This is a genomic window from Candidatus Methylomirabilota bacterium (genome assembly GCA_035709005.1).
Lineage (GTDB): Bacteria > Methylomirabilota > Methylomirabilia > Rokubacteriales > CSP1-6 > 40CM-4-69-5.
On sequence record DASTFB010000080.1, the window covers coordinates 47,827 to 60,549 of the forward strand.

A 12,723-nucleotide genomic window follows, 5' to 3' on the forward strand; every position below is an offset into this window, starting at 1 on the left:
CTGGCTGCTCAAGCGCCGGCGGGTCCCCGCTCCGGCAGGTGCGTGTCCAGGAAGAGCTCGGGCGAGAAATCGGGCAACCCCACGCTGGCCGGCGTGCGTCCGGCGAAGGCGGCCCGGGGGGCGACGCCCACCAGCTCGGCTCGGAGGAGCCCGATGCCGCGCCGGGCCGCTTCGGCGCGGACTCGGTCGAAGGCCACCGGGATCGGCGTCACCCGGTGATCGAGCAAGTTCATCGACACCTGAGCCACCCCACGGGTGATCAGCCGCACCCCGAGCGCCTGCACGGCAGGCAGTCCGCCACCCGACTCGCGCACCGACGCGGCGATGGCCCGCGCCGCGGCGACGTCGTCGCCGTCGAGCCAGACGTTGAAGGCGATCAGGATGTCCCGGGCGCCCACGATCACCGCGCCGGGGCCGGGATCGAAGCGGGCCGGTCCGGCGTCGGGCTCGTCGCCGGCGCGTAGGCGTTCGGCCAGCGCCTCGTAGCCGCGGCCGCGCACGTCGGGCAGGCGCCGCCGGGCCGCCCGGGTGGCGGCGTGCCCGTAATAGAAGACGGGCACATGGTGGCGCTCCGCGATGGCGCGCCCGACCCGGCGGGCCAGGGCCACGGCCTCGTCCATCGTGGCGTCGACCAGCGGCACGAACGGCACGACGTCCAGGGCTCCCAGACGGGGATGCTCGCCGCGATGGTGCCGCAGGTCGATCGTCTCCATCACCGCGTCGGCCAGGGCCAGCGCGGCGGCCGCCACGGCCTCCGCGCGTCCGAGGAACGAGTAGACCGAGCGGTGGTGATCGGGGTCCGCATGGATGTTCATGAGCCGGACACCATCGACGTCCCGGATGGCGGCGGCGAAGCGGGCCAGGCGGGCGGGGTCGCGTCCTTCGCTCACGTTGGGCACGCACTCGATCACGGGCTGGCGCACGGCACGGGTATACTACGGGTCACGACGATGAGCGTCCTGCCCGTCGGCAAGCTCCGGGCCCAGCTGCTGCAGGCGGTGTTCGACCGCCACCCGATCAAGGATCCCCGCGTGGTGGTGGGCCCCCGGGTCGGCGAGGACGCGGCGGTGATCGACCTCGGCGACCGCTATCTCGTGGCCACCAGCGATCCCATCACCTTCGCAGCCGCGGACCTGGCCTGGTACGCGCTCCAGGTGAACGCCAACGACGTGGCCGTCCGCGGCGCGCGTCCCCGATGGTTCCTGGCCACACTGCTGCTCCCCGAGGGGCGCACCAGCGACGACTCGGTGGCCGCGCTCTTCGACGGGCTGGCGGAGGCGTGCGCCGAGCTGGAGGTGACGCTGGTCGGAGGTCACACCGAGATCACCCACGGCCTGGACCGCCCCATCATCGCCGGCACCATGCTCGGCGAGGTGGACAAGGATCGGCTGGTCACCACGTCCGGCGCGCGCGTGGGCGACGCGGTGGTGATGACCAAGGGCATCCCGCTGGAAGGGGCCGCCATCATCGCGCGCGAGCGCGAAGCCGAGGCGCTCGCCGCCGGGGTCCCGGCCGCCGTGGTGACGCGGGCCAAGGCGTTCGTCCGCCGGCCGGGGCTCAGCGTGCTGCCCGAGGCCCAGCTCGCCTGTGAGCTCGCCCAGGTACACGCCATGCACGATCCGACGGAGGGCGGCCTGGCCACGGCGCTCGTCGAACTGGCCGACGCGGCCGGCGTCGGGCTGCGGATCGACCGCGAGCGCATCGTCGTGCTGCCCGAGGGCGATCGACTGTGTCGGATGTTCGGTCTCGACCCGCTCGGGACCATCGCATCCGGCGCGCTGGTGATGACCTTGAGCCCGGCCGACGCGGCGATCGTGATCCACGCCCTGGCCCGGGAGCGGATCGACGCGCACTACATCGGCCAGGTGGTCGCCCGCGAACGCGGGGTCGTCCTCGTGGAGGGGGGTCGGGAACGGCCGTTGCCCGTCTTCCCCCAGGACGAGATCACCAGGCTGTTCTCAGGAGGCTAGGTATGCCTCAACTCGGGTACTCGTTTCGGCCAGTCGCGCTCGGGCGCGAGGGAATGGTGGCTTCGGCCCATCCGTTGGCGACGCTGGCGGGCGTCGATGTTCTTCGGGCGGGCGGCACCGCCGCCGACGCGGCGGTCGCCACGAACGCCGTGCTCGCCGTCACCCAGCCCAACAGCTGCGGCGTCGGCGGCGACCTCTTCTGCCTGTACTACGACGCGGCGAGCCGGCGCATCCACTTCCTCAACGGCGCCGGCCGCTCCGGCTCCCGCGCCGGGCTGGAGGAGCTCCGCCGGCGGGGACTGGAGCAGCTTCCCGTCCTGGGGCCGGCGACGGTCAGCGTGCCCGGCTGCGTGCGTGGCTGGGGCATGCTTCTCGAGCGCTTCGGCACGCGGCCGCTGCCCGAGCTGCTTGCCCCGGCCATCCACTACGCCGAGCTGGGCTTCGCCGCGAGCTCCATCGTGAGCCAGGCGATCGCCGAGCTGGCGCCGGACAACGAGGATCCCGAGTGGCACCGCGTGTTCCGGCCGGCCGGTGGCCCGCCCGCGGCGGGCGAGCTGTTCGTTCAGCCCGATCTCGCCCGCACGCTGAAGGCGCTCGCCGTCGACGGCCCCGACCTCTTCTACACGGGCCAGGTCGGTCGGGCCATCGCCGGCCGCCTGGAGGCGGAGGGCTTCCTGACCCCCGACGACCTGGCGCGCCATCGCGGCGAGTGGGGGGAGCCGATCGCCACCCGCTATCGCGAGTACACCATCCACCAGACCCCGCCCCCCACCCAGGGTCTGGCGGCCCTGCTCGCCTTCAACCTGCTCGAGGGCGTCCCGCTGGCTCGCCGGCGCCTGCACACCGTCGAGCACCTGCACCTGCTCATCGAGGCCGTGAAGCTCGCGTACGCCGACCGCGACCGCTGGATCGGCGATCCCGAGCACGCTCGGGTGCCCGTGGCCTCACTCCTCGACAAGCCGTACGCGGCGCGGCGTCGGCGGGAGCTCGACCCGAGAAAGGCCAGCGCCTACGCGCCCGGAGAGCCGGAGGGCGACACCACCGGATTCGTGGTTGCCGACGGCCGGGGAAACCTGGTGGCCGTGATCCAGAGCCTGTTCAACGCCTTCGGCTCCGGCGTCGTCGTGCCCGGAACAGGGGTGACGCTGCACAATCGCGGCCGGCACTTCCGTGTCGACCCGGCCCACCCCAGCGCCTTCGGCCCGGGCAAGCGTCCCTTCCACACCCTCATCGCGTCGATCGTCACGCAGGGCGACCGTCCGGTGCTGGGCTTCGCCACCATGGGCGGCAATGGCCAGGCCATGTTCCACATCCAGGTCCTCACCAACGTCCTCGACTACGGCCTGGACGTGCAGGAAGCCATCGAGCGCCCGCGCTTCCTGATCGGCGCGTTTCTGCCAGGTGAGCCGAGCGACACCATTCACGTGGAGAACCGGGTCGGGGCCCGTGTGCTGGCCGGGCTGGCCCGCAAGGGTCATCACGTCAAGCCGGCGCCATCGCTCTTCTACAAGGTCGGCCACGCCCAGGCGATCGCCCTCCGCGACGGCACACTCTGGGGCGGCGCCGACCCCCGCGGCGACGGCATGGCGCTGGGATTCTAGGGCCCATGCGCGGAACCTCCTGGCTCGTCCTGCTGATCGCGCTGACGGTGGCCGGCGGCCGCGCCGAGGCCGCCGAATGGGGCGGCATCAAGCCGGCCGAAAGCACGATGGACACCGTGCGGGGGCGTTACGGTCCGCCGTCCAGCTCGAAGGCCGGCAAGGTGGACGGCTACGACACCATGCAGTGGAGCTACGAGAGTCCCCGGACCCCCAGCGGCATCCAGCGCCTGGTGGTGGACTTCGGGCTGCTCGTCGGCGGCAGCTACCGGCCCCAGGTAGTCCGCACGTTTCGTCTGGAGCCCAAACCGGATATTTTCACGCGACCCACCGTGCTGGCCGGCTGGGGCGAGCCCGATCGTAGCTCGCCGGTCGGCGAAGAGCCCCTGTGGTTCTTCTACGAGACGGGCCTGGTCATCTACTTCGACAAGAAGGGCTGGCAGGTGCAGTCGATGGTCTTCGTGCAGCCCCAGCCGGCTACGGCCGGCCCAGGCGCGCGACAGCCCTGAGCAGCCCCGCCTTCGGAATGGCCACCCAGGCCGGCCGGTGGTTGGCCTCGTACAGCACCTCGTAGGCGGCCTTCTCCAGCTCCAGCACGGCCAGAGTCCGCGTGAAGTCATCGTGGGCCGCCGGCACGAACGGCGCCCCGGCGACGGCGCGGCGGTAGGCCGTAGTGACGATGCGGGCGCCCTCGGCCTGCCACGCCGCCGCCCAGTCCTCGAGCCCGGCAGGCCGATTCGCCATCGCCGCGTAGTCGATCGAGCGCAGGAGACCGGCTACGTCACGCAGCGGGGTGTGCTTACGCCGTCGCTCGGCCAGCGGCCGCAACGGCTCGCCCTCGAAGTCGATGATCACGAACTCGCCGGTGGCCTCCCGGTACAGCGTCTGCCCCAGGTGCAGATCGCCGTGGTGCCGAATCTTGTCGATCCCCTCGAGACCTCGCAGACCGCTCTCCAGATCGGCGTCGGGCACCGGCGAGCGAGAGCCCAGGGCGTCGGCCGCCGCGGCGAGCTGGCGAGCGACGTCGCTAGCCCACGCCGCCACATCGGCGGCGGTGATGCGCTCGGGAGCAAAAGCGGGATCGGTGGCGTCCGAGGCCAGCGCGCGGTGCAGCGCGCCCGTCACCGTGCCGAGCCGCTCCAGCGCGTCCAGCGTAGGCCCGGCCAGCGCGCGGAGCCGCGCCGGGTCCACCCCTGACGCCCGGCGCGCAGCCTCATAGAACGCGGCCAGGCCGGCGAGCATCCACTCCCAGCCGTCGCGGGCGCCCGTCACCAGCTCCTGCACCACGGCCAGCGTGGCGCGGGCGCCGGCCCGCCGGTACTCCAGGTGTCCGGCCAGGCGCGGCGTGTGGGCGAAGTGGGCGCGCTCGGTGAGAAAGCGCGTCATCTCCTCTTCGGGGTTCGGGCCGTCGGCCAGCCGGCGGAAGTGCTTCATGATGAGCCGGTCGCCGAAGGCCACCGACGTGTTGCTCTGCTCGCCCCCGATGCGGCGCGCCGGCAGCGGCGGCAGCTCCGCCGGGAACGCCGCAGTGGGGACGCCGCGCAGCTCGCCGTGCTGGCCGCTCACCACCCCGCGGCGGGCGATGAGGTCGAGCAGGGAGCGGCAGAAGACCGCGTCGTCGAGGCCGTCGGCGACGGCAGCCGCGCCGGCGGCCTCCCCGACCGGCACGGCGTAGCGATCCCGGGTGCCGTCGTCCAGGCCGACGTCGACGATCACCAGCACGCCGCCGCCGAGCGCGATCGTGTCGGCCACGCCGATCGTGGTGAGGCGGCGCGTCTTGGCGGCGAACCAGCGCTGGCGGGGCAGCCAGGCGGCCAGGACATCAGATGGCGGTGTCTTCGATGCCATAGCGCAGCGGACGTGGCTCCCGGCGTTCCAGGCGGAACCAGTAGAAGCCGTGCGGGCCCAGGGCCAGGAAGTACGGGGCCTCGCCGATGGGGGGGAATCGCGTGTCGCCGAGGAGCTCCAGGGGGACCGCACCGCGATGGCGGGCCAGGTCGAGGGCCACCGGCTGCGAGCGCTCCGACAGATTGGCCACGACCAGGATCGTCTCGTCCTCGTGCTCGCGCAGAAAGGCCAGGATGTTCTGGTTCAGGGGCCGGAGGAACTCGATCGACCCCCGCCCGAACGCCCGGCAGCGCTTGCGGGCTGCGATGAGCCGCTTCATCGTGTTGAGCAGCGACGAGGGCGTTCGCTGCTGGGCCGCCACGTTCACGGCCTGGTAGCCGTAGACGGGATCGGCGATGACGGGCAGGAACAGCTGGCTCTCGTCCGCGGTGGAGAAGCCGGCATTGCGGTCGCCCGACCACTGCATGGGCGTGCGTACGCCGTTGCGGTCGCCCAGGTAGATGTTGTCGCCCATCCCGATCTCGTCGCCGTAATAGAGGATGGGACTGCCGGGCAGCGTGAAGAGCAGACAGGTCAGGAGCTCGATTCGCCGCCGGTCGTTGTCCATCAGGGGCGCCAGGCGCCGGCGGATGCCCAGGTTCAGCTTGGCCTGGGAATCCCGGGCGTAGGCGTAGTACATGTAGTCCCGCTCTTCGTTGGTCACCATCTCCAGCGTCAGCTCGTCGTGGTTCCGGAGGAACAGGCACCACTGGCAGCTGGGCGGGATGGCCGGGGTGTGGGTGAAGATGTCCAGGATGGGCAGGCGCTCCTCCCGGCGAATGGCCATGTAGAGCCGGGGCATGAGCGGGAAGTGGAAGGCCATGTGGAACTCGTCGCCCTCGCCGAAGTAGGGCCGCACGTCCTCCGGCCACTGGTTGGCTTCGGCGAGCAACACCCGGTCGCCGCCGTACTCGCGGTCGATGACCCGCCGGAACTCCTTGAGGATCTCGTGGGTCTCGGGCAGGTTCTCGCAGTTCGTGCCCTCGCGCTCGATCAGGTAGGGCACGGCGTCGCAGCGAAAGCCGTCCAGCCCCCGGTCCAGCCAGAACCGCATGATGTCCAGCATGCTGCGGCGCACGGCCGGGTTGTCGTAATTGAGGTCGGGCTGGTGGCTGAAGAAGCGATGCCAGTAGAACGCCTTCCGCACCGGGTCCCGAGTCCAGTTCGACTTCTCGGTGTCCACGAAGATGATGCGGGCCGCGCCGTAGCGCCGATCCGTCGGGCTCCAGACGTAGTAGTCGCCGTAGGGGCCGCCGGGCTCCGAGCGGGAGGCCTGGAACCACGGGTGCTGGTCCGACGTGTGGTTCATCACCAGGTCGGCGATCACGCGCAGGCCGCGCTCGTGAGCGGCGTCGAGGAACTTTTGGAAGTCCTCCAGGCTGCCGTAGGCGGGATGGATGCCGTAGAAGTCGGCGATGTCGTAGCCGTCGTCGCGCAACGGCGAGGGATACATCGGCAGGATCCACAGGCAATCCACACCGAGCTCCTTGACGTAGTCGAGGCTCTCGGTGAGTCCGGCGAAGTCGCCGATGCCGTCGCCATTGGCGTCCCGGAACGCCTTGACGTGCACCTCGTAGAAGACGGCGTCTTTGTACCAGTCCCGGCTCATGGCCTCACGAAGGATTCTACCGCTCGCGCCGGCGCGGCCCGCAGCGGAACGTTGCCAGATGGATGCCCGGACGCTAAGCTGTCAGCGCCACCTATGAGCCTTCGACACCCACTCTCGCCGTTGCCGCCACGACCTCTCGTCGGAGGGACGACGCACGTGAGCCTGGGGCGTGGTGGATCACGCCCTCGGCGGCGGTCCGCAACTCGGCATCACCGGTTGCGGGCGCTGAACGTTTCGCACTGCCCGACGTCCCCCGATTCGATTCCCCGCTTGAACCAACCCACGCGCTGCGCCGAGGTGCCGTGGGTGAAGGACTCGGGCGAGACGTAGCCCCGGCCCTGCCGCTGCAGCCGGTCGTCGCCGATCGCCGCTGCCGCGTTGAGGCCTTCTTCGATGTCACCCTGCTCGAGGAGTTGTCGTGACTGGTCCGCATGATGCGCCCACACGCCGGCGAAGCAGTCGGCCTGGAGCTCCTGCATCACCGACAGCGCATTGGCCTGGGCAGGGCTCAGCCGGCGCTGAGCGCCCCGAACCTCCTGGCTGATCCCCAGCAGCGTCTGCACGTGGTGGCCGACCTCGTGCGCGATGACATAGGCCTGGGCGAAGTCTCCGGGCGCGCCGAACCGGTCCCGCAGGTCACGGAAGAAGCTGAGGTCGAGGTAGAGCTTCTGATCTTCCGGACAATAAAAGGGGCCGACCGCGGCCTGGGCGAATCCGCACGCTGACTCGACGGCGCCCGAGAACAGCACAAGCCGCGGGTGCTCGTAGACCCGATTCATCCGGCGAAACAGAGCTTCCCACGTGTCCTCGGTGTCGGCCAGGACCACGGAGACGAAGTCGCGGAGCGGGTCGTCCGTCCGCGGCGTGGCCGGAGGCGCGTTCTGCTCCGGCGCCATCTCGGGCACGCCTTGCTGCAGGAGCAGGCTGGGGTCGACTCCGAAGAAGAGGGCCAGGAGAAGGAGGACGATCACGCCGATGCCGCCCCCGGCGACGCGGGGTGATACCCGCATTCCGCGCCGATCCTCGATGTTCTCGCTGCGCCGCCCGCTCCTCCATCTCATATCGACTTCACCTCGATGTTCCCGGCCGACCGTCGCGATGGTGGCCGCAAGTGTCCATCCGCCGCTCACAGAATGCAAGCCGACGACCCTCGACACGGACAGCCGTGGGGCACCCGCCGATCAGCTGCGGTGCAGGGAAAAGATGGCGGCTGGTTCGCGCGCGGGATCGAGCGTCACGCGCAGCCGGGAACCGCGCACCTCCTGCCAGGTGTCGGTCAACCGCTCGTGGAGCCGGTAGAGGCGGTCGTCGGTCATGCTCAGCTCGTGGATGGGGATGTCGAGCCACGCCGAGCGGGGGGCGGACGGATCGAGGTTCACCGCCACCAGCACCACGTCCAGGTGGTCCGGCGTCATCTTGCCGTAGAAGAGCACGTGGGGATCGTCCGACGGGTAGAAGCGCAGATTGCGGTAGAGCTGGAGCGCGCGATGCTCCCGGCGCAAGCGGTTGACCGCGGTGATCAGGTCCACGATGTTGCCCGGGGCGTCCCAGTCGCGCGCCTTCAGCTCGTACTTCTCGGAGTTCAGGTACTCTTCCGAGCCCTCGGCGTACGGCACGTTCTCGCACAGCTCGTACCCGGAGTAGATGCCGTAGAGCGAGGACAGGGTGGCGGCCAGCACCAGACGCATCTTGAACGCCGGCCGCCCGCCCCGCTGGAGCGTGGCGTGCAGGATGTCCGGGGTATTGGGCCAGAGGTTGCCCCGGAAGTATTCGGCGACGGGAGGCTGGGTGATCTCGGTCAGGTAGTCGATGAGCTCCTGCTTGTCGTTGCGCCAGGTGAAGTACGTGTAGGACTGGGTGAACCCGGCCTTGGCCAGGACCTTCATCATCTTCGGTCGGGTGAACGCTTCGGCCAGGAAGATGACGTCGGGATGGCGGTCCTGGATGGCCCGGATCAGCCACTCCCAGAACTTCACGGGTTTGGTGTGGGGGTTGTCGACCCGGAACGTCTTGACCCCGTGGGCGATCCAGTGCTCGAGGGTGCGCCGCATCTCTTCCCACAGCGGCCGGGGATCGGCGGTGGTGAAGTTGACCGGGTAGACGTCCTGGTACTTCTTCGGCGGATTCTCGGCGTACTTGATCGTCCCGTCCGGCCGGTGGAAGAACCACTCGGGGTGCTCCCGCGCCCAGGGATGGTCGGGTGAGGCCTGGATGGCGAAGTCCAAAGCCACCTCGAGGTCGAGGTTGTGGGCGCGCTCCACGAACCGATCGAAGTCCTCGAGCGTCCCCAGCTCGGGATGGACGGCGGTGTGGCCGCCTTCCGCGGCGCCGATGGCCCAGGGGCTTCCGGGATCGCCGGGCTGGGCGGTCAGCGTATTGTTGCGGCCCTTGCGGTATGTCCGCCCGATCGGATGGATCGGAGGCAGATAGACGACGTCGAAGCCCATGGCGGCGGCGCGCTCGAGCTGGGCCTCGGCGTCCTTGAAGGTGCCGTGACGGTCGGCGCTGCCGGAGCGGGGAAAGAACTCGTACCACGCCGCGAAGCGAGCGCGCTCCCGGTCGGCCACGACCTCGAAGACACGCTCCGCCCCGGTCGCCTCCGCCCGGTCCAGGTGTCGGGCCATGAGCTCGGCCAGCGCGGGCTCGCGGGCGGCGCCGACCGCCGCCGCCTGATCTTCGCGCCAGCCGATCCGCCGGGCCCACGCCTCCAGAGCCTGGGCGTCAGGCCCACCCGCGCGCCGGGCGGCGGCGGCCACCAGCGCCGCGCCTTCCAGCAGCTCGCTGCCCACGTCCTGCCCGGCCGCCACCCGCTTGTCGAGGTCGGCCAGCCAGGACTGGAAGGGATCGGGCAGCGCCTCGATGGTGAACAGCCAGCGACCCAGCGCGTCGAGTCTGAAGCCGCCGGCCCAGCGGTCGTTGTCGACGAAGCTCATAAGACTTTCCCGCCACTCGCGCGCGTGGGCGGGACGGTACTTGAGGAAGGCCACCAGCACGTCGTGGCCGTCCTTGAAGATGTCGGCCGAGACCTCCACCACGTCGCCCACCTCGCGCTTGACGGGGTAGCGTCCCCCGTCCACCGCGGGCGCGATGCTCTCGATGACGACGGTGCGGCGGGGGTCGGCCGGGTCGCCGAGCATTCAGCGCCACCTCGCCACGAGGTACGGCTTCTGCCGCTCGAAGGCCACGGCCACCGCTTCCAGGGTCGCCTCCGTCCCGGCCGCGTCCCGGTCGACGGTGGCCCGCACGAAGGCGGCGGTGCGGCCGAGGTAGAGCGGCACCAGCGAGCGGAGCAGGTGGTCGCGGTGGACGACCCCGTAGTGGTGGGCGAGGGCGAAGTCGTACACGACCCGGGCCCACAGGTCGTCGGGGAAGCTCAGCCGGGTCCCCGCGCCGCCTTCGATGGCCAGGACCTCGCCGAAGGTCTCCGGAGCCAGGATGTCCTCCCAGAGTGGCGCCAGGTCGCGCAGGCCCTGCCGAAAGGCGGCGACCATGCGGTCGACGTCGACCGCCATCGGATCGGTGGCCGGCAGCGTCGGCTCGCCCACCGCGGGGACGGGCTCGCTGCCCCGGACCTCCAGCCAGAGGTCCGGATGGCGGTCCATGACGGCGAAGACGGCGCCCAGGGTCTGGGCCACCATCGTGGGCAGATCGGTCGTGCGCGTGCGCGAGACCACACGGCGGACGCCCAGCCAGGCTTCGCGGACGGCGAACCCGTCGGCGATCGCGGTGCCAACGATCCAGAGGTCGGTGACGTCGCGCCCGCTCCACCGCCAGCGCGGGTGGGCCAGCAGGTGGTCCACGAGCCGCGGCGAGAGCGCCTGGGAGCCGGCCATCGGCTGGTGCAGCCGCCGACCATACAGGGCCCGGATCAGCGGGGCCAGGATCAGATTGGTGATGGTCCCGTCGTAGCGGTGGCGCGCGTAGGCGGGGATCACGAAGTCGATCTTGTCCTCCCACACGGGCCGGAGCAGCCTGGCGATCCACTCGTCGGTCATGGAGCTCACGTCGGCCTCGAGCACGACGGCCGCCCGGCCGCCCAGGCGCTGGATCGCCTCCAGCACCAGGCGGAGCGCCTTGCCGCGACCGGGCACGCCGTGGAACGGCACGGCCGCCCGCTCGGTCATCGGCGCGTCGTGGCGGGCCAGCACGACGGGCAGGCCGACGGCGCCGAGCAGCTCGGGCGTCCGGTCGGAGGACCCGGCATCGGCGTTGATCAGCACGGCCGCCGCCCCGGGGAAGTGCCGCTCCAGGCCGGCCCGAGCCACCTCGGCGACGGCCGGAACGGTCGCCGCATTGTTGTAGGTGAGCAGACAGACGGCGATGTCCGGCGTGCCCACCCGAGCCAGCTGCTCGTCCAGGGGTACGGGCGGGGCTTCGGCGACGGGTTCGGTCGCGGCGGCCGCGGCGTCCGGGCTCGCGTCGTCGCTCATCGCAGCAAATGGATCATCAGCGCCAGGGAGTCGATGAGGTGGCGGGTGACCAGGAAGCTCCGCCGCACGTGCTCCCGCCCGGCTGCGCCCATGCGGGCGATCAGCTCGGGATTGTTGAGGAGATGGCGGATGCGGAAGGCGGCCCCCTCCATCGAGTGCACCGTGTAGCCGGTGACCTCGGTGATGATCTGCTGGGGCAGGCCTCCGGCGAAGCCGCCCACCACCGGCCTGCTCTTCCACATCGCCTCGGCGGCGCCGAGCCCGAACCCTTCCCGCACGGACTTCTGGAGCACGATGGTGGCGCCGCGCTGCAGCGCATTGATCTGCAGCGAGGCGTCGGGGGGCAGCTCCAGCACCACGATGTCGGGGTCGTGGTGCGCAGCCTCCCGGAGCTCGGTCATGACATCGAGGCTTTCCGGCTCGTCGCCCGCGGTGCCGGCGACGACGAGCCGCACGTCGTGATGCTTCTTCACCAGGCGGTACGCGTTGATCACGCCCAGCGGATCCTGAGCGGGCGCGAAGGCTCCGACCTGCAGGAGGATCGGCTTGTCGGTCTCCACCCGCAGCGCGGCCAGGATGGAGGCTACCTCGCGCGGCATCAGGTCGCGGTTCTTCTCGGACAGGGGGTCGATAGAGGGATGGATGATGTACTGGGGTACGTCGAGGCGCCGGCCGAACTCCGGAAGCGCGAAGACGGCCGCGTCGTACTGGGTGAGGAAGGGGCGGATCAGAGACCAGGCCCGGCGCTGAGGGCGCGAGCAGTCGAAGTGGCACCGCCAGACCCACCGCCCATTGCTACGGTTGGCCACCAGGCTGACCGGCTGGACGTCGTGGACCAGGACGAGGTCCGCCTCGAGCGAGATCTTCTTGGCGTTGAGGCGGTTCATCTCGGTCCAGTGCGTCAGGGCCCCGTCGGCCAGCACGCGCTCGGCGCCCTCCAGTGCCGCCTGCATGGCGCGCGTGGTCGCGTAGAAGGCCGGGTCGCCGCCGGTGATTTCCCAGCGGGTGTCGATCTCGAGGTCGTTGAAGAGCGGGACCGCGGTCCGGAGGAACTCGGCCGAACCGCCCCCGAAGCGCCCGCCGCTCATGTGCAGCGTGCGGCGTCCGCGCACGCGCTCGGCGAGCTTGTAGATGATGTCGATGACGCCCGGCGGCGCCACCAGCCGATAGTCGTCGAGGGTCATTGTAACGGGTGCCGCCTGCCGGCCTTGGACCGAGGGTGGGCTGTT

At 70.9% G+C, this 12,723-nt stretch carries 10 protein-coding genes; 3 read left to right on the top strand and 7 right to left on the bottom strand.

Annotated elements, in window-relative coordinates:
• Positions 1 to 8: 8 nt before the first annotated feature.
• The gene (gene ftcD, locus VFR64_13825) at positions 9 to 923 is read right to left on the bottom strand and encodes a glutamate formimidoyltransferase (GenBank protein ID HET9490819.1); all 915 of its coding nucleotides are present in this window, start codon (positions 921 to 923) and stop codon (positions 9 to 11) included.
• Between the two features lie 27 nt (positions 924 to 950).
• Between ftcD and VFR64_13830 the strand changes: the two genes are divergently transcribed.
• From VFR64_13830 to VFR64_13840, 3 genes are read left to right on the top strand one after another with little or no spacing between them, the layout of a single operon-like run.
• A complete protein-coding gene (locus VFR64_13830; GenBank protein HET9490820.1) occupies positions 951 to 1,970 on the top strand; it encodes an AIR synthase family protein in 1,020 nt (339 codons plus the stop codon).
• Between the two features lie 2 nt (positions 1,971 to 1,972).
• Positions 1,973 to 3,571: a gamma-glutamyltransferase gene (ggt, locus tag VFR64_13835; protein HET9490821.1), complete on the top strand. Its 1,599-nt coding sequence runs from the start codon at positions 1,973 to 1,975 to the stop codon at positions 3,569 to 3,571.
• Between the two features lie 5 nt (positions 3,572 to 3,576).
• Positions 3,577 to 4,077 (top strand): hypothetical protein, encoded by a 501-nt coding sequence (locus tag VFR64_13840; protein ID HET9490822.1) that lies wholly within the window; start codon positions 3,577 to 3,579, stop codon positions 4,075 to 4,077.
• Here the strand turns inward: VFR64_13840 and VFR64_13845 are convergent.
• The 6 genes from VFR64_13845 to VFR64_13870 all read right to left on the bottom strand — a co-directional run bounded on the left by VFR64_13845 (position 4,046) and on the right by VFR64_13870 (position 12,678).
• Positions 4,046 to 5,416, bottom strand: coding sequence for a hypothetical protein (locus VFR64_13845; GenBank protein ID HET9490823.1), 1,371 nt, complete (start codon positions 5,414 to 5,416; stop codon positions 4,046 to 4,048). The two genes, VFR64_13840 and VFR64_13845, sit on opposite strands and share 32 nt — an antisense overlap.
• A complete protein-coding gene (gene treS / locus VFR64_13850; GenBank protein ID HET9490824.1) occupies positions 5,391 to 7,064 on the bottom strand; it encodes a maltose alpha-D-glucosyltransferase in 1,674 nt (557 codons plus the stop codon). Before treS ends, VFR64_13845 begins: the two co-directional genes overlap by 26 nt.
• Positions 7,065 to 7,273: 209 nt before the next feature.
• Positions 7,274 to 8,125 (bottom strand): neutral zinc metallopeptidase, encoded by an 852-nt coding sequence (locus tag VFR64_13855; GenBank protein ID HET9490825.1) that lies wholly within the window; start codon positions 8,123 to 8,125, stop codon positions 7,274 to 7,276.
• A gap of 120 nt (positions 8,126 to 8,245) precedes the next feature.
• Positions 8,246 to 10,201 carry an alpha-1,4-glucan--maltose-1-phosphate maltosyltransferase gene (locus tag VFR64_13860; GenBank protein HET9490826.1) on the bottom strand — a complete coding sequence of 652 codons (1,956 nt, stop codon included), beginning with the start codon at positions 10,199 to 10,201 and terminating at the stop codon, positions 8,246 to 8,248.
• Complete coding sequence (locus VFR64_13865; GenBank protein HET9490827.1) at positions 10,202 to 11,494, bottom strand: glycosyl transferase family 2; 1,293 nt, start codon at positions 11,492 to 11,494, stop codon at positions 10,202 to 10,204.
• Positions 11,491 to 12,678 carry a glycosyltransferase gene (locus VFR64_13870; protein ID HET9490828.1) on the bottom strand — a complete coding sequence of 396 codons (1,188 nt, stop codon included), beginning with the start codon at positions 12,676 to 12,678 and terminating at the stop codon, positions 11,491 to 11,493. The genes VFR64_13865 and VFR64_13870 overlap by 4 nt, the downstream gene beginning before the upstream one ends.
• Between the last annotated feature and the right edge of the window lie 45 nt (positions 12,679 to 12,723).

Coding starts and splice junctions, on each gene's coding strand:
- VFR64_13830 (HET9490820.1), top strand. CDS start 951: ATGAGCGTCCTGCCCGTCGGCAAGCTCCGGGCCCAGCTGCTGCAGGCG.
- ggt (HET9490821.1), top strand. CDS start 1,973: ATGCCTCAACTCGGGTACTCGTTTCGGCCAGTCGCGCTCGGGCGCGAG.
- VFR64_13840 (HET9490822.1), top strand. CDS start 3,577: ATGCGCGGAACCTCCTGGCTCGTCCTGCTGATCGCGCTGACGGTGGCC.
- VFR64_13845 (HET9490823.1), bottom strand. CDS start 5,416: ATGGCATCGAAGACACCGCCATCTGATGTCCTGGCCGCCTGGCTGCCC.
- treS (HET9490824.1), bottom strand. CDS start 7,064: ATGAGCCGGGACTGGTACAAAGACGCCGTCTTCTACGAGGTGCACGTC.
- VFR64_13855 (HET9490825.1), bottom strand. CDS start 8,125: ATGAGATGGAGGAGCGGGCGGCGCAGCGAGAACATCGAGGATCGGCGC.
- VFR64_13860 (HET9490826.1), bottom strand. CDS start 10,201: ATGCTCGGCGACCCGGCCGACCCCCGCCGCACCGTCGTCATCGAGAGC.
- VFR64_13865 (HET9490827.1), bottom strand. CDS start 11,494: ATGAGCGACGACGCGAGCCCGGACGCCGCGGCCGCCGCGACCGAACCC.
- VFR64_13870 (HET9490828.1), bottom strand. CDS start 12,678: ATGACCCTCGACGACTATCGGCTGGTGGCGCCGCCGGGCGTCATCGAC.